At 55.6% G+C, this 24,835-nt stretch carries 19 protein-coding genes; 9 read left to right on the forward strand and 10 right to left on the reverse strand.

Annotated features, from left to right (window positions below; translation table 11 throughout):
- Nucleotides 1-13 precede the first annotated feature (13 nt).
- The 3 genes from ABHF33_RS00825 to ABHF33_RS00835 form a co-directional block, all read right to left on the reverse strand.
- Nucleotides 14-1,333: a voltage-gated chloride channel family protein gene (locus tag ABHF33_RS00825; RefSeq protein ID WP_348945184.1), complete on the reverse strand. Its 1,320-nt coding sequence runs from the start codon at nt 1,331-1,333 to the stop codon at nt 14-16.
- A gap of 123 nt (nt 1,334-1,456) precedes the next feature.
- Nucleotides 1,457-2,089, reverse strand: coding sequence for a 3'-5' exonuclease (locus ABHF33_RS00830; RefSeq protein ID WP_348945185.1), 633 nt, complete (start codon nt 2,087-2,089; stop codon nt 1,457-1,459).
- A gap of 134 nt (nt 2,090-2,223) precedes the next feature.
- Nucleotides 2,224-3,711, reverse strand: a complete 1,488-nt coding sequence (locus tag ABHF33_RS00835; protein ID WP_348945186.1) for a carboxypeptidase M32 — start codon at nt 3,709-3,711, stop codon at nt 2,224-2,226.
- A gap of 297 nt (nt 3,712-4,008) precedes the next feature.
- Between ABHF33_RS00835 and ABHF33_RS00840 the strand changes: the two genes are divergently transcribed.
- From ABHF33_RS00840 to ABHF33_RS00880, 9 genes are all read left to right on the forward strand, one after another.
- Nucleotides 4,009-4,422 carry a DUF2170 family protein gene (locus tag ABHF33_RS00840; protein WP_348945187.1) on the forward strand — a complete coding sequence of 138 codons (414 nt, stop codon included), beginning with the start codon at nt 4,009-4,011 and terminating at the stop codon, nt 4,420-4,422.
- 15 nt (nt 4,423-4,437) lie between these two features.
- Complete coding sequence (locus ABHF33_RS00845; RefSeq protein WP_348945189.1) at nt 4,438-5,193, forward strand: PspA/IM30 family protein; 756 nt, start codon at nt 4,438-4,440, stop codon at nt 5,191-5,193.
- Complete coding sequence (locus tag ABHF33_RS00850) at nt 5,190-5,540, forward strand: hypothetical protein (RefSeq protein WP_348945190.1); 351 nt, start codon at nt 5,190-5,192, stop codon at nt 5,538-5,540. The genes ABHF33_RS00845 and ABHF33_RS00850 overlap by 4 nt, the downstream gene beginning before the upstream one ends.
- A gap of 25 nt (nt 5,541-5,565) precedes the next feature.
- Nucleotides 5,566-6,192, forward strand: a complete 627-nt coding sequence (locus ABHF33_RS00855; protein WP_348945191.1) for a ubiquinone biosynthesis protein — start codon at nt 5,566-5,568, stop codon at nt 6,190-6,192.
- Between the two features lie 82 nt (nt 6,193-6,274).
- The gene (locus tag ABHF33_RS00860; protein ID WP_348945192.1) at nt 6,275-8,419 is read left to right on the forward strand and encodes a hypothetical protein; all 2,145 of its coding nucleotides are present in this window, start codon (nt 6,275-6,277) and stop codon (nt 8,417-8,419) included.
- 437 nt (nt 8,420-8,856) lie between these two features.
- Nucleotides 8,857-9,459, forward strand: a complete 603-nt coding sequence (locus ABHF33_RS00865; protein WP_348945193.1) for a zf-TFIIB domain-containing protein — start codon at nt 8,857-8,859, stop codon at nt 9,457-9,459.
- 62 nt (nt 9,460-9,521) lie between these two features.
- Complete coding sequence (locus ABHF33_RS00870) at nt 9,522-14,888, forward strand: DNA repair ATPase (protein WP_348945194.1); 5,367 nt, start codon at nt 9,522-9,524, stop codon at nt 14,886-14,888.
- Nucleotides 14,889-15,642: 754 nt separating this feature from the next.
- On the forward strand, nt 15,643-17,007 hold the full coding sequence (locus ABHF33_RS00875) for an LLM class flavin-dependent oxidoreductase (RefSeq protein WP_348945196.1): 1,365 nt from the start codon (nt 15,643-15,645) through the stop codon (nt 17,005-17,007).
- Nucleotides 17,008-17,308: 301 nt separating this feature from the next.
- Nucleotides 17,309-18,142: an NADPH-dependent oxidoreductase gene (locus ABHF33_RS00880; RefSeq protein WP_348945197.1), complete on the forward strand. Its 834-nt coding sequence runs from the start codon at nt 17,309-17,311 to the stop codon at nt 18,140-18,142.
- 90 nt (nt 18,143-18,232) lie between these two features.
- On the opposite strand, the gene ABHF33_RS00885 is transcribed toward ABHF33_RS00880, so the two are convergent.
- From ABHF33_RS00885 to ABHF33_RS00915, 7 genes are all read right to left on the reverse strand, one after another.
- On the reverse strand, nt 18,233-19,450 hold the full coding sequence (locus ABHF33_RS00885; RefSeq protein WP_348945198.1) for an MFS transporter: 1,218 nt from the start codon (nt 19,448-19,450) through the stop codon (nt 18,233-18,235).
- 77 nt (nt 19,451-19,527) lie between these two features.
- Entirely contained in the window at nt 19,528-20,577 is a 1,050-nt protein-coding gene (locus ABHF33_RS00890; protein ID WP_348945199.1) for an NADP(H)-dependent aldo-keto reductase, read from the reverse strand.
- A gap of 37 nt (nt 20,578-20,614) precedes the next feature.
- Entirely contained in the window at nt 20,615-21,688 is a 1,074-nt protein-coding gene (locus tag ABHF33_RS00895) for a sigma-54 interaction domain-containing protein (protein WP_348945200.1), read from the reverse strand.
- A 214-nt stretch (nt 21,689-21,902) separates the two neighbouring features.
- Nucleotides 21,903-22,118, reverse strand: a complete 216-nt coding sequence (locus ABHF33_RS00900) for a TOBE domain-containing protein (RefSeq protein ID WP_180307078.1) — start codon at nt 22,116-22,118, stop codon at nt 21,903-21,905.
- A gap of 109 nt (nt 22,119-22,227) precedes the next feature.
- Nucleotides 22,228-22,824, reverse strand: coding sequence for an NADPH-dependent FMN reductase (ssuE, locus tag ABHF33_RS00905; protein WP_348945201.1), 597 nt, complete (start codon nt 22,822-22,824; stop codon nt 22,228-22,230).
- A gap of 131 nt (nt 22,825-22,955) precedes the next feature.
- The gene (locus ABHF33_RS00910; protein ID WP_348945202.1) at nt 22,956-23,714 is read right to left on the reverse strand and encodes a sulfite exporter TauE/SafE family protein; all 759 of its coding nucleotides are present in this window, start codon (nt 23,712-23,714) and stop codon (nt 22,956-22,958) included.
- 52 nt (nt 23,715-23,766) lie between these two features.
- Nucleotides 23,767-24,834, reverse strand: coding sequence for an ABC transporter substrate-binding protein (locus ABHF33_RS00915; RefSeq protein ID WP_348945203.1), 1,068 nt, complete (start codon nt 24,832-24,834; stop codon nt 23,767-23,769).
- Nucleotide 24,835: the final 1 nt, after the last annotated feature.

Below are 24,835 nucleotides of genomic sequence, written 5' to 3' on the forward strand. Positions count from 1 at the left end.
CCCGCTGCAGCGGCTATTTTCCCTTCATGGATTGCGAGCCCCACTCACCCAGCCGAGTTTTGGCGTGCTCACTGGGGAGTGGCCGGCCTTTGCCTGAACCCATGCGTTGCGCTTTGTAAATGCCACTATGACCCGAGCACAGGTGCGCCATGGCGCACGCCAGCAAGGCGTAGGGGGCAATGGGTGCGCCAAACAGCTCGACGGCCATCAGGGTACACGCCAGCGGCGTATTGGTCGCTCCGGCGAAAACGGCGACAAAACCCAAACCAGCCAGCAAGCCGAATGGCAGATCCAGCAGTGGCGCCAGTACATTGCCCAACGTTGCGCCGATATAAAATAGCGGCGTGACTTCACCGCCTTTAAATCCGGCACCCAGAGAAAAAATGGTGAAGAATAATTTCAGCGGCGCATCCAGCCAGCTTAGCGGCTGCGCAAAAGCCTCAACAATCACCGGAATACCCAGCCCCAAATAGCGGCCACCGTCCCAGCCCAGCCAGTGAATGCCGGCAATCAGCAACGCAAAGATACTCCCACCCAGTAATGGCCTGAATGGCGCGTATTTAATACGCTTGAAGCAATTACCCATCCAGTGTGCACCATCGGCAAAGAGCTTGCCCGCACCGCCAAATACCGCCCCGGCAATCAGCACCATCAGCCCCAGCCATAGCGTAAATTCAGGCACCGCCCCCACGCTGTAATGGGTATGGCTCACGCCCAGCGCTTGCCCGATCAACTGCACCGTGGCATTGGCGACAAACGCAGCCACCAGACAAGGCAGCAAAGCGTTATTGCGCATCAGCCCCAGCGCCAGCACTTCAACACCAAATACCGCACCCGCCAGCGGCGTGCCAAACACCCCGGCAAAGCCCGCGCTAATTCCGGCCATCAGCAGCACGCGGCGACCATCGGGCTGGCGGCGTGTCAGGCGGCTGAGCTGGTCTGCCAGCGCCCCGCTCATCTGCACGGCGGTACCTTCACGCCCGACCGAAGCGCCAAATAGATGCGAGATCAGCGTACCCAGCAGCACCAGCGGTGCCATCCGTAGCGGAATAATGGCTTTCGGGTCATGAATTTCGTCGATCAGCAGATTATTCCCTGCCTCTACCTGCTGCCCCAGCTTCAGATACAGCCAGCCCACCATAAACCCGGCGGCAGGCAAACCCCAGATCAGTTGCGGATGCGCAACGCGGGTCTCGGTCACCCAGGCCAATGACCACAAAAAAACAGCCGCCGCGCTGCCGCCCAGCACACCGACGAGCGCAGCCAGCGGCAGCCAGAGCAAAAGGTCATGCAAAACCGTGCGGTAATAGGCAGAGGATGAAGTGCAGGACATGGCGCAATCCAAACGGAAAACGCCCATTCTAGCATCGGCCCTAATGCCGGGCTTGATGCAGATCGCGGATCACGCGGCGGCAGCACACTAACGCGAGCCACCGGGCTGGGATAGCTGGAGCGCTTATTTTTGCGCGGTCGTTACACCATACTGGCGCAGCTCCGCCGGGCTCAGCTTGAGCGCAGTAAAAACTTGGATCGCCGCATACGCGTCGTTGGCGGCGTACAGGAGTTGATTATCCTGCAATCTGGCGCTGGCCCAGTTGGACGTGCTCACGCGTTTGGATTTACTGAAACGCTGACGCAAAATCAGCGCAATGGCGCTTTTTGCGCCCAATGTGGCGCTGTAGCCGTGGAGGCGAAACACCACGTCCAGATCAAAGACGCCAGCGAGCTCAACGCCCAGATTGCGGCGAATATCGGCGCGATCCGATTGCAGGCCAAAGCCGACTTTGATCAGGGCGGCATTGGCGAGGAGTTCACCCGCCGCTGCGCGCGCCGCTGCGTTGCTCAGCTGGAAAATATAGCCGCGCTGCAAAGTGGCCAATTGCACCACATGTGGGCCGCTGGGCACTTCACCCACGCGAAACACCGGTTTGGATTCGGTATCAAATCCAACAAAGCTTTGCGCGAGCAAATCATCACAGGCTGCGACCAGCTCGGCGGCGGTTTGCGGCACCACAATGGCAGATAAATCCAGCCCCGCAAACGGGGGAAACAAGGCGCTTTGCTCTTTACTCGGTGGATAGTGGCGCATCAGTATCTTCAGTTCAAATCATCAAATCAGCCGCGCAGTATACCTGTGATCATCCGCAGCCAGCACATCAATGGGTATACGGCAGCAGAGCAATACCAGCAAGCCCTACAGCCATATACCCAATAGCAGTTGAATTACCCCAGATAGCGCGTTTCCAGATGCGCGCGAAAATGGGCGGGATTGAGCGACTCGCCCGTGGCGCGTTCGATCAGCTCAGCGGTTTCCCAACGACTGGCTTGTGACCAGATATGGGCTTTGAGCCAATCAAAAATCGGTGCTAAATCCCCCGCCGCAATACGCTGATCCAGATCGGGATGCATTTGGCGGATCGTTGCAAAATACTGCGCGGCGTACATCGCACCCAGCGTATAGCTCGGGAAATAGCCAAAGCTGCCATCGGTCCAGTGAATATCCTGCAGGCAGCCATTTTTGAAATTGCCACGGGTATCAACGCCCAGATAGGCCTGCATTTTTTCGTCCCACAGCGCGGGAATATCGTCCGGCTCGATCTCGCCATCAATCAGCGCGCGCTCGATTTCGTAGCGCAAAATCACATGCGCCGGATACGTTAGCTCGTCGGCATCGACGCGGATATAGTCGGGTTTGACGCGAGTGTAAATTTTGGCCAGGTTCTCGACGCTAAACGCGGCCTGTTCACCCAAGTGTTGGCTCACCAAAGGCTGGATCAGCGCCAAAAACGCCGGGCTGCGGCCCAGTTGCATTTCAAATGACAAGCTCTGGCTTTCATGAATCGCCATCGAGCGCGCCCGCCCCACCGGTAAATGCACGGTATCACGCGGCAGATTTTGCTCATAGCGCGCGTGGCCGGTTTCATGCACGATGCCCATCATGCTTTGCATAAAATCATCCTCGGTGTAGCGCGTGGTGATCCGCACATCTTCCGGCACGCCGCCGCAAAACGGGTGGTGCGAGACATCAAGGCGACCGGCGTTAAAGTCAAAACCCAGTTTCTCCATCACCGCCAAACCCAGCTCGCGCTGCGCCGCAATGGCAAACGGGCCTTGTGCGGCGACTACACTTTCTGCCGTCTGCTTGCGCATTGCCTGCTGGATCAAATCGGGCAACCATTGTTTGACATCACCAAAAATCCGGTCGAGCTCGGCGCACGTCATGCCCGACTCGTATTTATTCATCAATGACTCATACGGCGATAAACCGCTGTGCTGACTTAAAAGCTGTGCCTCTTCGCGCGCCAGCCGCACCACTTCGCGGAAATTGGCCAGAAAGCCGTCCCAATCATTATTCGCGCGCTGTGTGCGCCATTCGTGCGAGCAGCGCGAACCCGCCAAGGTTTTGGCTTCGACCAAACTGGCGGGCAGCAAATTGGCCTGCTCCCATTGGCGGATGATTTCGCGCAAGCTGGCTTGCTCGTCGGCAGTTAAATCTTCTTGCTTTGCTGCCGCAATTGCTTTCGCCAAGGCCGGATCAGTCAGCGTTTGATGGATCAGCACGCCCAACTCGGCCATCGCCGCCCCACGCGCGTCATTACCGCCGTCCGGCATCATCGCCGCCTGATCCCAGCCCGCCAGCGCCAGCAGATGTTCAAAACGGTAAATGCGGCCAAAGGTGGCCTGTACGGTTGAATAGGCAGTTTGCTTCATTGCGGCTCTCAGTTTTTAGCAGAAATTGGCGAAACGCCATCATGCCAGCCTTGGCCGCAAATCCAAAGCGCTGACGCTGCTAGGCATGCTTCTGCTCACTGAAAGCCACGCAAGATCAGCGCCGCCACAATCTGAAGGCAGCCCTGCACAATCTTTCACTATAATTTCGTCAATTTTTGCAAAAAACACGCAGCATCGTCATATTCTCTATACCGCCCATCGGGTTTTGACATAATATGACTGGACATTTTATGTCCATCATCCATGATGACGCTAACACTAGAAGGAGCAATCGCAATGGAAACCGAATTGGATCAGCGAATTAAAGCGGTGGCTACCGGGCTGGAAGCCACGCTGGGCGCGGTTGAAGTCGAGCGAATCACGGGTGATGTGCCTGTCTTTAAGCTGACCGTTACTGGGCGGGAAGAATTACCGATGTTTGTAACCCAGGCGCAATCGCAACTGCTATGCATCTGCTATCTGTGGACCGAAGCCGATATCGCCGCTGCGCGACGCACTGCCTTGCTCGAGGCCATGTTGGATTTGAATGTCGCCATCCCGCTGTCTTCATTTGGCCGGATTGGTGACAAATACGTCTTGCACGGTGCGCTGGCTTGCGATGCTGGCGTGGACGATTTAACGCAGGATTTGCTCGCGCTGAGCGACAACGCGGTCGATGCCCTAGTGGCCATGGCCGATTACCTGGTTTGAGAAGGAGAATGAATCATGTCGGTATTTAGCAAAATTCTCACCGCATTGCGCGGTAGCGCGCGGGAAATTGGTGAAAGCGTCGTCGATAACAACGCCACCCGTATTTACGAACAGGAAATCTACGAATCCAAAGCCGCGCTAGCCAAGGCCAAGCAGGATTTAACGCTGGTGATGGCGCAGGAAAAAGCCGCCCAGCGCGAAGTGGAACGGCTCAATAAAGAAGTCAGCCGCTTTGAAGAGCACGCCCTGGCCGCGCTGGACAAAGATCAGGAGCAGCTGGCCATCGAAGTGGCGGGCAAAATTGCCGAGCTCGAGAGCGAGCGCGCTTTGCAGGAAAAAGCCGCCAGCGAATTTGCCCAGCACATTGCTAATCTGAAAGAGCTGATCCAGCAAGCTGGCGCACGAATCCGCGAGCATGAACGCGAGCTGGCCGTAGCCAAAACCACCGAAAGCGTTTACCGCGCAACCGAGTCAATCTCACAAAGTATGGGCAGCGGCGCCTCCAAGCTGGGCAATGCGCGCGAATCGCTCGACCGGATCAAACAGCGGCACACTGAAATGGCCGACCGCATGAAAGCGGCCGAGGAGCTGGACGCCGAGCTCGGCAGCAAAGCGCTGGAGAAAAAGCTCGCTGCGGCCGGTATTGGCGAGCAAGCCAATCAGCAAAACAACGTGCTGGCACGCCTGCAGGCGCAGCGCAAAGCCAGCCAGCCCGCCGCCCCTACTACAGCTCAGCCGCCGGCGACCGATGATGGGCAAGCAGCAACATGAGCAGGCCTTCGGTTCCCGAGCGCTGGCAAAGCTCTGATACGGCCATCAAGGCGGTGCAAGTGGCGTTTGATGTCGAGGAAAAAGTGCTCAATGCGGTACGGCGTGCCGCATTTGACGCCCATATCAGCACGTCGGACCAGATTCGCCTCTTGCTTGATCTGCCCACCTCGCACAAACCCAAGCGCCCTCGCCTGACCGTCACGCTGTCAGATGTCGATTACGCAACGCTGGCGCAGCGCTTTGGTTTGCCCGCAGAAAACCGACTGGAAATCAAGGAACGCGCACTGCAGGTGCTGATCGGCTTTGCCCGGCAATTCGAATCAACACCCGCAGATTCTCAATCATAAGCGGTACAGCGATACAGGAGCAGGCATGGATCAATTCATCGCAACCATCAGCACCTTTCCCACCGCGATCTGGACGGTGATTCTGGGTGTTGTGCTGGTGTACTGGCTGGCGTCTTTGCTAGGGATGGTCGACGACTGGCACGTTGGCCAGCACACCGAGCTGGATATGCCGGGGCACGGAGATGGCGGCGATTGGGCGGCCAAACTGATGGCGCTGGGGCTGGGCGGCGTGCCCTTCTCGCTAGTGCTGAGCATTTATGCGCTCAGCGGCTGGCTGTTTTCGGCGCTGGTGCAGCAGTATTTTCTGTGGCTGCCCAATCTGCTGCATTACCTGCTGGGCGCGGGCCTGTTTCTGGTCTGTGGCGCGCTGGCTATTCCGTGTACGGCGCTGGTGCTGCGGCCATTGCGTGGTCTGTTTGTCACGCACACCGCAACCAGCAAGCTGGCGCTGGTGGGGCGTGCGTGCAAAATCAGCACAATGAGCGTGGACGAACATTTTGGCCGCGCCGAAGTGGCCGCCAATGGGGCTCCACTCAATATCCGGGTTTGCGCCGCCAGCCCCAATACGCTGGTGAAAGGCAGCCCTGCTGTCATTCTGGACTACGACCCTGCGCTGGATGTTTACGCCGTTGCGGCACTGGAAGATGGCTAGGGGTATCTGGCTGTATGCATTATTAATCAATGGCCAGGTGAATATACCTGGATTATTCAAGTAGCTCACTCAGGAAACGACGATGACTCCCGTTTTATTCTCAATAGCGATTTTTGGCTTTTTCATTCTCTGCGCCTTTTTATTGTTCGTGAAGTTTTACAACAAGGTCGAGCAAGGCAAGGCCATGATTGTGAATACGCTGCGCAGCGAGCCCGAAGTGATCTTCACCGGCCGCATGGTGTACCCGATCATCCATAAAAAAGAAATGATGGATATTTCGCTGAAAACCATCGTGATCAAACGCTCGGGCAATGCGGGCCTGATCTGCAATGACAATATCCGCGCCGACATTGAAGTGACCTTTTTTGTGCATGTAAACAAAACAGCCGAAGACGTTTTGCGCGTGGCGCAAACGGTGGGTTGCGAGCGCGCATCCAGCCCGGAAATTCTGGAAGAGCTGTTTGCCGCCAAATTTGCCGAGGCGCTGAAAACCGTCGGCAAAAGCATGAATTTTGAAGACCTGTATCTGGCGCGCGATAAATTTCGCGATGAAATTATCCGCCAGATTGGCGACAACCTCTCGGGCTATGTGCTGGAAGACGCGGCCATTGACTATCTGGAGCAAACGCCGCTGGACCGGCTTGACCCGAACAATATTCTGGACGCACAGGGTATTCGCAAAATCACCGAATTAACCGCCATCCAGCACGTCACCACCAATGAGCTGCAACGCAATGAGCAAATGCAGATCAAGAAAAAAGACGTGGAAACCACCGAAACAATACTTGAGCTGCAACGCCAGCAAGCCGAAGCTGAAGCGCGTCAACTGCGCGAAATCACCTCGGTGCAGGCACGCGAAAAAGCCGAATCGGATCGCGTAACCTCGGAAGAGCACGCCAAAGCTGAGCTGGCCCGGATTCAGGCCGAGCAACAAATCGCCGTGCAGCAGGAAAACATGCAGCGCGAAAAAGAAGTGGCGGAAAACAATCGCAAACGCGCTGTAGCGATTGAGGAAGAAAAAGTCACCCGCGCACGGCAGCTGGAAATCGTCGATCGTGAGCGCGAAGTGGCGCTGCAGGAAATCGAGAAAGAAAAAGCCGTTGAAATCGAGAAAAAAGCCATTGCCGACGTGGTTCGCGAGCGGATTGTGGTTGATCGCACGGTGGCCGAACAGGAAGAAGCAATTAAAGAATTGCGCACGGTGGCCGAGGCCGATCGTACTCGTCAGGCGATTGTGATTGGTGCCCAGGCGCAGGCCGAAGAAAAACTGGTGCTGCAAGTGAAAGCCGCCGAAGCCGACGAGCGTAGCGCCAAACACAAAGCTGTGCAGGAGCTGACGCTGGCCGACGCCATGCTCAAAGTGGCTGAAAAAGATTCGGAAGCGAAAAAACGCGAAGCCGAAGGCGTCGAAGCCATGAACGCCGCCGAAGGCCTGGCCGCTGCCCGCGTGATGCTGGTGCAGGCCGATGCCAAAGAGAAAGACGGCCTGGCACATGCCCGCGTGAAAATTGCCGATGCCGATGCGATTGCCAAGCTGGGCAGTGCAGAGGCCGAATCCTTGCGCCTGAAGCTGGAAGCCGAAGCCATCGGGAAAGAAAAACTCGGTCTGGCTGACGTCCAAGTCAAAGCCGCCGACGCCGACGCAGTCATCCGTCAGGGCGATGCCACCGCGCATGCACTGGCCAAACGTGGCGAAGCCGAGGCCAGCGTGATTCAGGCGCGTTTTGCCGCCGAATCACAAGGCTTGAACGATAAATTTGCCGCCATGCAGGCCATGAGCGACGAAACGCGCGCCCACGAAGAATTCCGGATGCGCCTTGATTACGCACACATTGAAACCATGCGCAGCATTGAAGCCAATGTGAATATCGCCAGCGAGCAAGCCGATGTACTGGGTCAGGCGCTGTCGAAAGCCAAGATTGATATTGTCGGCGGCGAAGGCGATTACTTTGGCAAGTTTGTCAATTCGCTGGCCATCGGCAAAGCCATCGACGGCACGATAGGCAAAAGCGACACCTTGCAGCTGGCGCTGAAAGATCATCTGGCGGGTGAACGCGATCTGATTACCGACGCCAAAGGTTTGCTTGGCAGCCTGGGACAATCTGCCGACGAGCTACAAAGCCTATCCGCCGCCGCTTTGCTGCACAAAATCGGCAGCGAAGGCACACCCGAAGCCAAAGCCGCACTGCGCAATCTGCTGCAAACCCTGGGGCAGAACAAAGGCTGATCTTGATTTAGGCAATGTTCAGATTCTGTGTTGATATGGCCGGATATTGTGATTTGACGATGAAAAGCGATATTCGTAGGGTGGGTTAGGCGGTTTTATGCCATAACCCACCGGGACGCGGTATTAATAAGAGTAGCGCCATGGTGGGTTACGGCCGAAATACCTTTGTAGTTTTAGGCAAGATCGTGGCGGCCTAACCCACCCTACGCATGATCAACACCAAATCTGAACATGCCCTTGATTTGATGGGTATATGGCTGCAGGCTTTTTATTAAATATCCTGCAGCCATATACCCATTGACCGGATGAACAAGATATTGACAAGCTCCACCGGCAAGTCAGCATCCATGCAAACCGAGGGCTCTCGTAGCAATCATGATACTCAGCACGGTATATCGCTGTAGCGCTTATTCAAAAAGATCCAGGGAGCAATACCCATGCAATGCCTAACATGCAAGAGCCAGATGCAAACGCAGGAAGTGGCCAAAGGTTTATTAAGCGCAGTCTGTACCGCCTGTGCTGGCGTGTGGCTTGATCTGCGCGTCTACCAGCGCTGGATTGCGGCGCGCCAGTCAGCACTGACGCCTTCCCAGCTCAATGACGCAGCCAGCACTCAAGTGCTGGCGAGCGAAGTAGAGCCTGAACCGCTTGAACCGGTAACAGAAGCAACACCGCAGGCGCTGCGCTGCCCGCAATGTCAGAATCTGCTGCAGAAGTATCGCATTGCCAGCCAGCAGGCCTTCCGGGTTGACCGTTGCGCTCCCTGCCATCAGGTCTGGTTTGACGCGCCCGAGTGGCGCAGCCTGAACGAACAGGGCTTGCTGACGTCGCTCACGGCGATTTTAAGTGATCGTGGCCAGCGCGATATTCGCGCCGCCGAAACGCGGGAAAGATTGGCGCAGATGTACCAGCAACGTTTTGGCGCTGCCGACTACGCACAAGCCGCAGCTGTGCGTGAATGGCTGGCGCAGCATCCGCAGCGCAGACACATTCTGGCGTATTTAAGCGCACCCGATCCTTACGCTGCGCCCGCCAATTAAGCCGCCCCACCCCGCGCAGCGGGTATTCCCACTATGCAGAGCCTTGAGAGCAAGCCCGAGATATGAGCACATCGACAGACCAAAACATCAGCGCCGACCAGGATATGAGCAACAATGGCGGCTATGAATTGCTGTGCCAGCGTTTGGCCAGCCAGGGGCAGACTTTGCTGGCCAAAGCCGGTGTGCTCAATGAGTCGCGTCTGGCGGCGTTTGGTCGCGCCGAATTGCGCCTGCTGGGCAGAACGCGCGCGCGCACCGAAAATGCCTGCCAGGCGCGCGATCTGGTTCGCGTCGGGGATTTGCTGCTATTTGCTTACAACGTCCATCTGGGGCTGCGCAAGGAAACACGGATTGACGATGTGTTCAGCCTGTATCGCCTGAGCGGTGAAGGTGACACTCTGGATTTGCAGCCTGTAGCGGTCACAGGATCGTTTCTGGACGAAGTGCGTTTTGTCGCCGATTTTCGCGAGCTGTACGCCTATTACAAAAATGCCAGCCTGCGCCAGCTGCGCGTCACCGGGGATAAGCTGCTGGCGGCATTCCAGATCGGCTTGCGCCCCACCGACGTGCGCGTGTTCCGCTGGCAAATGAATCGTGACGGTAGCGTGCAATACATTGATAACCGTGGCGAGCGCGATATCGTCCTGCCGCCAGCGCACGATTTTGAATGGGTCGCCACCACCCGCGCCGAACACATCAATGGCAAGCACCCGCATGTCAATATTCTGGATACGTTGTTTGTGGAAACAATTGGCGGCGATTTAACCGTCAAGGTGGAAAACAATACCGATACCGGGCGCGGCATCTACAGCGAGCCGGTAGACGATGCCAATCAGTCACTGACCGATGCCGAGGTCAGCTACGCGCAGCTGGGCAGCCTGATCCTGCTGAAAATCCTGCCGTATCGCGAAACGGTTTATCGCTATCTGGTGTTTAATTCGCGCACGCAGCAGGTGCTCAGGATTGACGGGATCGGCGAATCTTGCGTGCAATTGCCGGAAGATCACGGGATTATTTTCCCCGGCGGCTGCTATTTGCAAAGCGGCGAGTACAAGACGTTTAGCGAAAACGTCGCCGGGATGAAATTCAAACGCATGATCAGATCGCCCAATGGCGAGGATGTGCTGTATGTGTTTTACGAGCCGATCGCCGGCCGTCTGGCGCTGCTGGCCTACAATCTGATCGACAAAACGCTTTCCAGCCCCTTGCTGAGCAATGGCTATGCGCGCTTTGACGACGGGCGGGTCTTGCTGTTTACCAGCGAAAGCGAAGAAGCCACTCGGCTGCACCCCATGCAGCTGTGGAATACGCCTTTTTGCAGTGAAGACCACGCTGCGGCAACACCACCGGCCGGATTTTTTGGCCGGATTGGCAACGCCGAGCTGGTACGCGGCATTGCCGAAGTGTTTGCCATTGCCCGAGGAACGGCCGAGCTGAAAGCGACCCGAGTGCATTACGAAGCGCTGATTCGCAGCGTAACGCATTTGATGGACGGTTATTTCTGGCTGGACGCGCCTGAGGCGGGCGATCTGGCGCAGGAGCTCAAAGCGATTGTGGCCACCGCGCGTTTAACGCTGGACGAATTTGATAAAGTCCAGAGCATCCGCCATAGCGCCAGCAAGGCACTGGAAGACGCCAGCGCCAAGCAAAAGCAATGCCTGACCAGCATCGCCGCCACCATCTGGCGCACGCCGCAGCAGTTTGTGGAAACGCTGGCGCAATTGCGCCTGCTGCGCGGCGAATTGCTGGCACTGCGCGAACAGCGCTATATCGATACCACGGCGCTCGATCAGCTCGACGCCGGGCTGGCCCAGCAACAGCAGCGTTTGTCAGATGAAACCGTGCGCTTTCTGGCCGACCCCAAATCACTGGCGCTGTATCACCAAGAGCTGGACAAAATAGCGGCCAGCCTGCCCGACATCAGCACCGTGATTGCGCTGGCCCCACAGCTCAAAGCGCTGGATGAAACCGCCAGCGGGCTTGATCTGCTGACCGAATTGCTGGCTGGGTTGGAAAGTGGCGATCCAACAGTCAGAACACGCATTCTGGATGACGTGGGCGAAGTGTACGCCCGGCTTAATCAGGTGCGCGCCAGCGTTCGCCAGCAACGCGATCAGCTAGCCGTGCGTGAAGCCAGCGCCGAATTTGGCGCCCAATTCAAATTATTTGGCCAATCGGTCGCCAATACGCTCGATCTGCTCACGACGCCGGAGCAATGCGAAGATTCGCTAACCCAATTGCTCACCCAGCTCGAAGGGCTGGAGAGCCGCTTTGGCGAGCAAACGACTTTTCTGGACGATATCCTGGCCAAGCGCGAGGCCGTGTTTGAAGCTTTTTCAGCCAAAAAGCAAACGCTGCTCGCCGCACGGCAACAGCGGGCGCAATCGCTGAATGCGGCTGCTGCACGGATTATCAGCGGAATTGAAAAACGCTTGCAGCGCTTTGAAAGCCCTGAGGCCGTACACAGCTATTTTGCTGCCGACGCCATGGTGGTCAAGCTGCGCGGCCTGATTGACGAGCTGCGCCAGCTCAACGCCACCGTCGAGGCGGACACCGTTGAGGCCAAGCTCAAATCCTTGCGGGATAATGCAGTGGGTATGCAGCGGGACCGCTCGGATTTATTCGGCTCTGACGGCATACGTCTGGGTCGACATACCTTTAGCGTCACCACACAAGCTGTTGACCTCACCTTGCTGATGCGTGACGATGCTTTGTGCATCCACCTGACCGGCACCGATTTTTACGACCCGGTACACGATGAGCGCCTGACTCCCTTGCGCCAGTACTGGCCGCTGACCTTGCCGTCGGAAAGTGGCGATGTTTATCGCGCTGAATATCTGGCCTGGCGGATGCTGATGGCCATGCATGCCGGTGAGCTTTCCGCCGCCAACCTGGAAGAAGCGCGCCTGTCAGAAGCCGGGCTATTGCCGGTGGTGCGCGAGTTTGCATCCGTGCGCTATCAGGACGCTTATCAGAAAGGCGTCCATGATGTCGATGCGGTCCAAATTCTGGCCGCCTTGCTGCCGATGGATCTGCAAGCCGGGCTGCTGCGCCATGCGCCCTTGCCACGTGCGCTGGCCGCATTATTCTGGCAGTTTGGCATTGTTGAAGAGGCGCGCGCGCAGTGGCTAAGCCGTGCTGAAAATGCCAGAAAAATCGCCCAAGAATTCGGCCAGACCCGTGCCCTGCAGGATTTGCACGCAGCCTTGCGCGGCAAACTGGGCGAATTTCTGGCGCAGGAACAGCTACTTGTCGAGCCGAATGTACAACAAGCCTTGCTCGATTATCTGCTGGCCGAACTGACCAGCGGACATAGCACATGGTGCGCCAGCGCCGATGCCAGCCATCTGCACGAGCAGCTGCTGCTCCAGCTGGAGCGGCGCAATGCCTTATCTACTTTGCGCGAAGGCTTGCAACACGGCCAACTGCGTGATCGCTGGGCCTTGGCGCAGGCATGGTGCGAAGCCTTTGCGCTGCACACGCCAGCAGACGAGGCGCAGCCTCAGACATTATCGCTGGCCTGCGTGCCCGAAGCGGCCGCCATGCTCTTGTGCGAGATGCCGCGTCAGCGGCTGAATGTGGCGCTGGCACAGCATTTAAGCGGCTTGCTGGGCACGCACACGCGAATTCAGGAGGGCCGAATGACGCTGGACCTGAATGAATTCAGCCTGCGCTTACAGCAACATGATTTGATCGTCGAGCCAGCATTCCGCCAACTGCAGGCCATCCGCCAGCAATTGATCGATGAAATGCGCAAGAGCATCCGGCTGGAACAATATCAGGCCAAACCCTTGGCTGGGTTTGTGCGTAATCAGTTGATCGATCAGGTCTATCTGCCGCTGATTGGCGACAATCTGGCCAAGCAGATCGGCACGGCTGGTGATGCGCGGCGCAGCGATCTGATGGGTTTGCTATTGCTGATTTCTCCGCCGGGCTACGGCAAAACCACCCTGATGGAATATGTAGCCAACCGGCTGGGACTGATCTTTGTCCGCGTCAATTGTCCAGCACTGGGCCATGATGTGACGACGCTTGATCCGGCGCAGGCAGGCAATAGCGCCGCACGTCAGGAGCTGGAGAAACTGAATCTGGGTCTGGCCATGGGCAATAATGTCATGCTGTATCTGGACGATATTCAGCATACCAATCCGGAGTTTTTGCAGCGTTTTATCGCCTTGTGCGATGGCACACGCCGCATCGAAGGCATCTGGCGTGGCCAGCCACGCAGCTATGATTTGCGCGGCAAGCGTTTTTGCGTGGTAATGGCCGGTAATCCCTACACCGAATCGGGCGATACATTCCGCATCCCCGACATGCTGGCCAACCGGGCCGATATTTATAATCTGGGCGATGTGCTATCCGGCAAAGAGCATTTATTTGCCTTGTCGTACATCGAAAATAGCCTGACGGCCAACCCGGTACTGGCCCCACTGGCCAACCGTGACCCGGCTGATTTACAGCTCTTTTTGCGCTGGGCAGCCGGTGAACAGATCCAACTGACCGATTTCAAACACGGCTACAGCAGCGCGGAAGCTGGCGAGATTGTCGCCGTGCTGCAAAAACTGTTTGCGGCCCGCGATGTACTAATGAAAGTAAACGCCGCCTATATTGCATCGGCCGCGCAGGCCGACGCTTATCGCGTCGAGCCGCCATTCAAACTGCAAGGCAGTTATCGCAATATGAGCAAGCTGGCAGTAAAAATCTCGGCCTTGCTCAATGAGACCGAATTAGCCAATTTAATCCGCGATCACTATTTGGGTGAGGCGCAAACGCTGACGCATGGCGCGGAAGAAAACCTGCTCAAACTCAAAGCGATGCAAAACGCATTGACGCCAGAAGAGCTGGAGCGCTGGGAGCAGATTAAACGTGATTTCCTGCACCACAAACGCATGGGCGGCAGCGATGCCGATGGCGCAACTAAGCTTGCGCAACAGGTCTCGCATATCGTCACCGCGCTGAGCGAAATCAGCGCACGACTCGGTAGCGACGAGCGAATTAGCAGCGGACTGAGCGAAATTAGCCAGCAATTGGCCAATCGGCAAAACAGCGAGGCCTTATTGCAATCGCAGGAGCTGAATCATCTGAAAGTACAAACCGAACTGCAGGCCAAATTGCAGCAACAGGAAATCCAAACTGATTTGCAGCTCAAGCTCAAACAATGGCAGCACGAACAAAACAAAGCACTCGGCCAAGGGCTGGGCCAGATCAATGACACCTTAAGCAAAATGCAGCCACAGATTGTGGTAGAACCCCAGCCAGAAATCGTTTCCGTCCTGCAGGGCCTAGCTCACGCCTATGAAAACAGCCTGATCCCGGTGATCAGCGCCATGCAGCACAAAATCCGCCTGGATCATGACATCTGGGACAAAGTACAGGTGATTGGCGAACAGATCAGATTGCTGGAAATGCATTTGAAAAACACAAACTGAGCCAGCCCCCACCGTGACCAACACCCAAGCCCTCATGTACCAGCCAATCCCACCGCCGCTTGGCCTAGAAAGGCCAAGCAGCAATATGGACTCGAAATCCTAACCTTTCGCTTAACTTGGTCATCCAAGATTGGAACTTGGGACTAACACATGCCTGCAGCATTCCAATAACAGATTATTTACAACATTAGAGAGTTATGTTTCTTATGCGAACCCAATTGGTATTTCATCTGTCGATTGTCGCGTTGGTTGCCCCAGTCTGGGCTGGAGAAGCAGCTGTCAAATTGACATTGGCAGAACAGCTAGAACGGGTACAGACTGCTGGACCTCGCGCAATCACCACTTACTGCGGACAAGAGGTCCCGGCACTAAAAGAGCAGATGGAGGACGAATACCAGCGTTTCATATTAAAGCTAACAACTGCAACTGAACCTCTGGCGCCTTCGACTTGGCAAGGCAATGTCTGAACATAGCTTCTTAGACCCTAATGAACTCGACCAGATTGGCAGCAGGACGCACATTGGCTTATGAAGTGGCTCAAACCCAAACAGGGTTGCCAGCAAGTTGCTGAGATTTCAACAGTAACTTGGCATTAATTAAATACACCCATCCCCAGCAAAAAAACACAACTCATTGTTTTATATCACCATATATAAAACCAGTCCCTAGTGTGATGGATTTGGCACAAGCTTTGCTAATTACTGAATTGTAAGCTGCCATGCGAGCAGCTCATTTCATCGCAAAGGGGTAAGTCATGTCTACAGGTCGTCAAATCAAACTTGGGGTATTTTTGTCGCCATCAGGCCATCATGCGGCAGCGTGGCGGCATCCGGATACGCATGCGGCAGGCTCAACCGATTTTGAGCACTTTAAGAAACTGGCCAAAATTGCCGAAGCAGCCAAATTCGATACCATTTTTACCGCTGATAGCGATGGCATTTGGGGTGGCAGCGGGGATGCCGACTTGCGCAGCCGTCGCGAATTAAGCACCGGTTTTGAGCCGATTACGCTGTATTCGGCGCTCTCTGCGGTGACCAAGAACATCGGTTTTGTCGCCACCGCCTCGACCACGTACAACGAGCCTTGGCATATTGCGCGCAAATTCGCGTCGCTGGATTTGATCAGCGGTGGCCGTGCGGCGTGGAACGTAGTGACTTCGGGTAATGCCGAAGCGGCGTATAACTTTGGCCTTGATGCGCACCCCGATCACGCCGAGCGTTATCGCCGGGCGGAGGAATTTGTTGAAGTCGTTACCGGCCTGTGGGATAGCTGGGAAGAAGGCTCGCATGTTTACGATAAAGCCTCCGGCGTGTATTACGACCCGGACAAGCAGCATATCCTCAACCATGTTGGCAAATACTTTAAAGTGAAAGGCCCGCTGAATGTGCCACGCTCACCGCAAGGCCATCCGGTGCTGGTGCAAGCGGGCTCGTCCGAGCCAGGGCGTGATTTGGCAGCCAAAACGGCTGAAGCCATTTTCGCCGCGTGGCAAACGCTGGATGATGCACAAGCCTTTTACCGGGATGTGAAAGGCCGTGCCGAAAAACTGGGTCGCAACCCGGATCACATCAAAATTCTGCCCGGTGTTTATCCGGTGATTGGCCGCACCGAAGCAGAAGCTTTGGCGAAAAAAGAGCAATTGCGCGAGCTGATCGACCCGAAAATCGGCCTGAGCCTGCTCGCTAGCCTGGGTGGTTTGGAAGGTTTGCGTGATTACGACCTCGATGGCCCGGTGCCACAAGATTTGCCGGAAACCAATAACAACAAGAGCCGCCAGCGCCTGCTGCTGGATTTAGCGGCGCGCGAAAATCTGACGATCCGTGGTTTGTATGAGTGGGTGGCAGGTGCGCGTGGTCACCGGGTGATTCACGGCACGCCAGAGAGCATTGCCGATCAGCTGGAAGATTGGTTCGTCAATGGCGGGGCCGATGGCTTTAATCTACTGGCTCCCACTTACCCAAGTGGCCTGGTTGATTTTGCTGATCTGGTCGTGCCGATTTTGCAAAAACGCGGGCTGTTCCGTACCGAATACGAAGCCAGTACGCTGCGCGGTAATCTGGGTTTACCCATCCCGGCCAATCGCTACTCGTTGGCCGATTACATCGGCAAAGTGGCCTAAGCGAATATGAAGACAGCCGGTTCGCCGGCTGTTAGGCTGCGAACAAAGTGGAAGAACAACATTTTTCAAGTCTCAGCAAAGCCGAGCCTAGGAAATAAGGCTGTGAATGTGCAGCCTTGATGTTCTATTCCCACCCCTCCCGTCCCCTCCTGGAGGGGAGCCTCGCTGCGCGAGTGGGGTTTGCCATCAGTCTGACAGCCGGTTCGCCGGCTTTTTTTGTATCAAATAGCAATACATAGCCATGTATTGCCTTCAAGATCAATCCAATCAATACCTACAGGCATATACCCAAGGAGCCATTATGGGCAAAATCAATGAAATCAAACCGGAAACGCTAATTGGTCAACGCTATGGGCAAGCTGCGTTTGCCACCCTGCCCGCCATTAGCCCGGCCATCGAAACCCTGCTTAGCCACCGCACCGTTCGCGCCTTCACGGCTGCACCATTGGCTGAAGGGACACTGGAATTGCTGGTGTCAGCCGCGCAATCGGCACCCAGCTCGTCCAATCTGCAAGTCTGGAGCGTGGTGGCGATAGAGGATCACGAGCGCAAGGCACGCCTGGCGCAGTTGGCGGGCAATCAGGCCCACATCCACGAAGCGCCCCTATTGCTGCTATTCACCGTTGATCTATCGCGGCTAAAACGCATCGCCGAGCACAAACAAACCCCGATTGCCGGTATTGATTATCTGGATACGCTGGTCATGGGGTTTATTGATGCTGCCTTGGCGGCACAGAATGCGCTGGTTGCCGCTGAATCACTTGGCTTGGGCACGGTTTATATTGGCGCGCTGCGCAATAAGCCTGAAGCCGTTGCGAATGAATTGGGTTTGCCAGCGCATGTTTTTCCCGCGTTTGGCCTCGTGGTGGGACACCCCGATACCCAACGTCCGGCGGCAATTAAGCCTCGCCTACCCCAGCGCACGGTATTACACCGCGAGCAATACAGCACCGAAGGTGAAGCTGAGGCGATTGCTAAATATGATGAAATCTTGCGGGAGTTCCAGCGTAGCCAAGGCCTGCCAGCGCAAGACTGGAGCGAACAAGCCAGCAATCGCCTGCGTGGGCCTGAATCACTTAATGGCCGTGATCAACTTAGCGCAGCGTTGCAGCGGCAGGGGTTTATTTTCCAATAAGCGAGGAATGCGATCAGCAAATTAAACCTCGATATACCTTACTTGCCAAAGCCATTTATTCACCATTGCCATGAATAAATGGCTTTGAATTTAATCGGTTTTGCGGCTCATGCCATCGCGATGCCACAAGCCCGGAAACCACTTGATCCATAGTCCGGCAATCAGCAAGGTGCCGACTCCGCCCAAGACCACAGCGGCCTGCGCGCCAAACCAATGTGCGGTAACGCCCGATTCAAATTCGCCCAATTGATTGGAAGCACCAATAAACAGGCCATTGACCGCACTCACCCGGCCGCGCATATGATCTGGCGTTTCCAGCTGAACCAGAGCGCCGCGCACCACCATGCTGACCATATCGGCCGCCCCCAGCAGCACCAGCGCCAATAGCGAGACCCAGATTGAGCTGGAAAGCCCGAAAATAATCGTCGCCACGCCAAACAGGAACACCGCCAGAAACATTTTCTTCCCCACCTGGCGTTGCAAAGGAAAATAGGCCAGCAATACCGAGACGACGATGGCCCCTACCGCAGGTGCAGAGCGCAATAAACCCAAGCCCCAGGGGCCAGTTTTTAAAATCTCAGAAGCAAAAATCGGCAACAGCGCCGTCGCACCACCAAGCAGAACGGCAAATAAATCCAGAGAGATCGCGCCCAGAATATCTTTGTGATCACGAATATAGCGAAACCCGGCCAGCAAATGGTCTAGCCCTTTGCTCGTGAGCTGCTCGTTGGGCGGCGGCTTGGGCAAAACAAACATCAAGATGCACGCAATCAGCATCATCAAGCCGCTCAAGGCATAGGTTTCGGCGGGCCCCACCGCAAATAAAAAGCCACCCAAGGCAGGTGCCACAATCGTGGCGGCCTGCATTGCGGACGCCGCCGCGGCAATGGCGCTGGGCAGTAATGCGGCTGGCACGATATTGGGTAACAAGGCCTGCATCGAGGGCATTTCAAATGCCCGCGCAGTCCCCAGCAGGAAAGCCAGCGCAAACAGCACTTCCCGCGTCATGCCCTGCTGAATAGTTAACCCGCATAAGACCAGACCAATCGCGGCCTGCGCAGCCTTGGTCGCTGCTGTAATCAGGCGGCGATCATAACGATCGGCCACCATGCCGATCTGCAATAAAAACAGCACTCTGGGCGCAAACTCAAGCAGCCCAACCAGCCCCAGATCCAGCGCGCTGCCGGTGATGCTGTACATCTGCCAGGCTGTTGCCACGGCCAGAATCTGAAACCCCGCGGCAGTAAAAATTCGTGATAGCCAGTACGCCAGAAACGGTCGATGGTGAAACAATGAATCGGTTTTCATCAGAAGGCCTGCGAAAAGATCAAAAAAACAGCCCCTTGCCGGATGCGGTCAAGGGGCTAGGCAACGGCTTCAGACGCTTATGGCGCTGGGTTGCTGATGCGGGCTTGTACCTGATCAATTTTGGCGATGATTTCATCGCTTAAACTGATCTTGATCGTACCAATATTTTCTTCCAATTGGGCCAAGGTAGTAGCCCCAATCAGATTGCTGGTGACAAATGGGCGGCTATTGACATACGCCAAGGCCAGTTGGGTCGGAGTTATGCCATGTTCACGCGCAATCGCCGCATATTCAGCCGTCGCCTGCTCGGCTTGCGGATTGGTGTAGCGGCTAAAGCGCTCATACAGCGCCAGGCGTGAACCGGCTGGCCGTGCGCCGCCCTGATATTTGCCACTCAACACACCAAAGGCCAGCGGTGAATAGGCCAGCAAGCCCACTTGCTCGCGGTGGCTAAATTCGGCCAGGCCAATTTCAAATGTGCGGTTTAGCAAGCTATACGGGTTTTGAATACTGGCAATCCGTGGCAGTTGCTGTGTTTTGCTCGCCGCCAGAAACTGCGCGACGCCCCACGGAGTTTCGTTCGACACGCCGATATGCCGCACTTTTCCGGCTTGCACGAACTTGGCCAGAATCGATAAAGTTTCTTCAATGCCAACCGTGTATTCGTCGTCAATCCACGGATACGCCAGACGACCAAAGGTATTGGTGCTGCGATCAGGCCAGTGCAATTGATACACATCGATGTAATCGGTTTGCAAGCGCTGCAGGCTGGCATCCAGTGCCGCGGTCAAGCTGGCACAGTCAAAATGCGTCTTGCCATTGCGGATATGATTGGGCTGATGTGCCTGCCGCACCGGGCCAGCAGCCTTGGTCGCCAGAATCACTTCCTGACGGCGGCCGGTCTTTTTAAACCAGCGACCGATATATTGCTCGGTGCGCCCTTGCGTTTCCGGGCGGGGCGGCACGGGATACATCTCGGCGGCATCGAGGAAGTTGACGCCTTGCGCCAAGGCATAATCAATTTGGGCGTGGGCATCGGCTTCGCTGTTTTGCTCACCCCAGGTCATGGTCCCCAGACCAATCACACTGACATCCAGATCACTTTGCCCTAATTTACGGTATTCCATGGTGGTCTAACTCTCGTTTTTATGTTGAATGAATCTGCTATGGATGAACAGCCAAACTATCGCTCTCTTGCAATAAACCATGCCTTTTGAGCAAGGTGCGGACCATATTGCGCGTTAAACCCAATAATTCAGCGGTTCTCACCTGATTAAAACGGGTTTGCTCGTAAGCCGTGGTGATCAGCAAAGCTTCCAGCGTATTGAATAAATCCGGCTGATCCTTGCCCAGCAAAAGCTTGAGCTGATGGCCAATTTCGGCCAGCGGTGCCCGGGTGCTGGTGGCGTCTGGCGTACTCAGGTTATGCGCCGATAGTTTCAGATGTTCAGGATGAATTTCCCGCCCACTGGATACCAGCAAGGCATAGTGAATGATGTTTTCCAGCTCGCGAATATTGCCCGGCCAGCTATACCCTTGCAGCGCAGCCAGGCTATCCGCAGTCAGACTAGGCGCTGCCAAGCCCAGCTTTTGCGCATAGATTTCCAGAAAATAATCGGCCAGCGGTTCAATATCGCCAATGCGCTGGCGCAACGGTGGCAACACAAAGCTCACGACATTCAGGCGGTAATACAAATCCTGCCTAAAATGCCCCGCCTGCACCGCTTGCGCTAAATCGACGTTGGTCGCCGCCACCAGCCGCACATCAATCGCCGTGGCTTTGCGCGCACCGACGCGGACGACTTCGCGCTCTTGCAAAACGCGTAGCAATTTCACCTGCAGGGCCAGTGGCAGATCACCAATCTCATCCAGAAATAAAGTGCCGCCATTGGCCGCCTCAAACCACCCCGCCTTGCTGCCCACCGCACCGGTGTACGCCCCTGCTTCATGCCCAAACAATTCCGACTCGGCCAGCGTTTCGCTGATCGCACCGCAATTGACGGCCACAAACGGCCCCTTACGGCCGCTAATGGTGTGCACGTGCCGCGCAACCAGCTCTTTACCCGTGCCGGTTTCACCGTGAATCAAGACCGGCGCCAGTGAAGGCGCAATGCGCTCCACATCAGCCAGCAAGGCACGCGATTGCGGATCGGCAAAGACCAAGGCTTTGGCCCGAATACTGAGCGGGCTTTTTTCCTGCTCGGGGTAAGTCAGAATGGGGGATGGGCGATCAGACATGGGGGACTCCAGAACGAAATTGACAAAACATAAGGCCATGTCGGCGCTTGCTGAGAAAAACCATAAGGTATAGCCTTCAAAGCCAATCAAATAGCTTTCTACAAGCAAATACCCGATTAAACTGTCACAGCCAGATCAGTGATCTGCTGATTGCAATACCTCGCAAAAACTGAGCCCAGCCGCAGGTCAAACCGTATAAGCCGGGCTCAAACCATTACAAAGTGGCAATCGATACTTCGGTCGATTTCACAAAGGCGATCACTTCGCGGCCTGGTTTGAGATCCAGCTCTTTGACTGAGCGCGTCGTGATCACCGAAGTCACAATGCCGGATGGCGTAGTCACATCTACTTCCGAGAGCACCGGGCCTTCGATAATTTCACGAATCGTGCCGCGGAATTGGTTGCGTACATTGATAGATTTAATGCTCATGGTGTTTCTCCTTGGGGGTCAATAAGCAATCTTCAGTCGGATGAGCGAAGATTCTCAGGTCGTAAAAAATGTAGTTATTCGCGTGATACCGGGTGGCAGTCGGTATTGTTTAAATACTGATCCGCGCCGCCTGGACTGATTTAGCCAACTCGCCTGCGGGAATGCGGGCTTGTTCTGGATTAGGTAAATGCGCCACCAGTTGCGAGACTGCTGCCTCAAGCCGGGCCAGAATCGGCTCGGCAATCTGGTAGCTCAGATCTTCGTTGCGGGTGAAATCTTTATCAGTGGCAAACACAGCACCGACGATGTGGCGCGCTTTCAAAGCAGTCAAAACCGGCTGCAGTGCATAATCGACCGCCAGCAAATGCCCGGCACTGCCGGCCGAAGCCAGCGCCAGCACGGCTTTATTTTCCAGCGCACGTTCGGGCAGTAAATCCAGTACGGTTTTTAATGCGCCGCTATAAGCCGCTTTATAAACCGGCGTGGAAACCACCAGACCATCACTGGCAGCCACTATCTGCACAAACTCCTTCACGGCAGGGCTATCCCAGCGGGCATTGATCAGATCTTCGGCCGGAAAATCTTCCAGCGTAAATAGCTCCAACGCGACACCATGCGCTTTCAACGAGCGGCTTACGCGCTCCAGCAAAGCGCTGGATTTGGATTGAGCGCTGGGGCTCCCCGCCAGCAGTACAACTTTGGACATGCTGCATATCTCTGTAAAAATGGTATGCCGCAACTATACCCAGCCACACATATTCCCACAAAGAATTATAAAATAATTTAATATCGTAAATAGTTATATAAAAATACACTACTCTCAGCCCCGCTTCGGGCTTAAACATAAACATCCCAGAAGCTTTTCAAAGTCAGCACACTGACCAACAGCAAAAAAGCACGTCGCACAAAGGCATTGCCAAAACGCAGAGCCAGCTGGCTGCCGCACACGCCGCCAAGCAAATTGGCCAGCGCCATCCACAAGCCCAGAGACCAGGAAAGCGAGCCGGCACAGGCAAACACCAGCACCGCAGCCAGATTGGACGCCAGATTAGTCAGTTTGGCAGGCGCTGCGGCCTGCAGAAAACTCATGCCCAAGCCACGCACATACAGCAGTTTTAAAAAAGCCCCCGTCCCCGCCCCGATCAAACCATCATAAAAACCAATCACCGCAGCGCCCACGCCAGCGCGTTGCCGGGCGGTGCGCGCATACACTTCGGTGCTTTGGCGCTCTTGACGGCCATCGCTAGTGCGCCAGCAATAAATCAGCAGGGCCAGAAACACAAAAGGCAATATCTTGCGCACAGGCTCGGCTGGAATCTGCGCAATAAGCAAAGCACCGACCAGGGAGGCGATAAAGGCTAATAAAATCGCGGGCCAGATCATGCGCCAAGGTGGACGTAATGCGCGGCTGTATTGCACTGCCGCGCCAGCGGTACCAAAGATGGAAGACAGTTTGCTGGTACCCAGCAAAACGGCAGGTGCGGTGCCCGGCATCAGCGTAAATAGCGCGGGCAGTTGCAATAGCCCGCCGCCGCCAATGACTGCATCTACCACCCCCGCCAGAAAGGCCACGCAGCCAAGCTCTAGCCATAACATAAGTCAGAATCCAGTCTAGACACCGGCCAGCCGGACAAGCTGGCCGAGCCGATTAGCGATTTTTTGGATTGCCCTTGCTATCGAGCTCAGTCCAATAACCTTCCAGCTTGAGCTCCTTAATGGCTTGCTGCTGGTATTTGGGTTCAAACCAGTCGTTCACCTCAAAACCCTTGCGGATAAACTTGAATTTCAATGAATCCTGAATGGCATCACGATATTGCGCGACAAAAAAATCATCGAGCAAGGGGCTGGAGCGGACTTTCAAATCCGAGCCATCCAGATCGCGCTTGTACGCCGCGTAGGAAGTCCCGGATTTGGCCCACTCCTGCAAGGTTTTATCCCGGTTTTTGGGCTCGGAAATCTCGGCGGCGGTTTTGACCACCACATTGACCAGCCGTTGCGTTAAGGCCGGATTGGCTTTTTCAAACTCCTCGGTCACCAGAATATGCCCCTGGCGAGTCAATACGGCGGGCTGATTTTTATTGGTGTAGATGATTTTGACCAAGCCACGATCAACCAGCTGAAACACGTCCGAACCAAACCACGCGCCATCGACGTCTTTCGTTGCAATGGCAGCCTGTGTCGTGGCGGTATCCATATTGATCAGCTTGAAATCGCGCTCGGTCAGCCCTTTCTGATCCAGAATTTTATTCACCAGCAACTGGGTATTGGTGCCTTTGAACAAAGCGACTTTTTTGCCTTTCAAGTCTTCAAGCTTGCTGGCCGGTGAATCGCTGGGCACGCCAAAATAAATCGTGCCATAGCGGCTGGTCGCCAGAATCAAGCGGGTTTTCAGCCCGCCCGCTTTGCCCACAATCGCGGGCATATCGCCTTGCGAGGCAAAATCAAGCAGCTTGTTGGCAAAAGCCTCATTCACTGCCGGGCCAGCGCCTTTAAAGAAATTCCATTCGACCTTGATACCGTCTTTTTTAAATTCATTCTCGATCAGGCCACGGATATGGGCGTTGGACAAAGCCGATCCGCCCACCACCGGGCAGCTGCCCGTGCCGACCTGAGCCACGCCAATGCGAATGACTTTAGCCGGGTCGGCCCAGGCCAAGGCGGGTAACAGTGCGGTAGCCAGCAAGGCGATGGCTAATTTTTGTTTAGTGTTTTTCATC

This window comes from Chitinibacter sp. FCG-7 (assembly GCF_040047665.1).
GTDB lineage: Bacteria > Pseudomonadota > Gammaproteobacteria > Burkholderiales > Chitinibacteraceae > Chitinibacter > Chitinibacter mangrovi.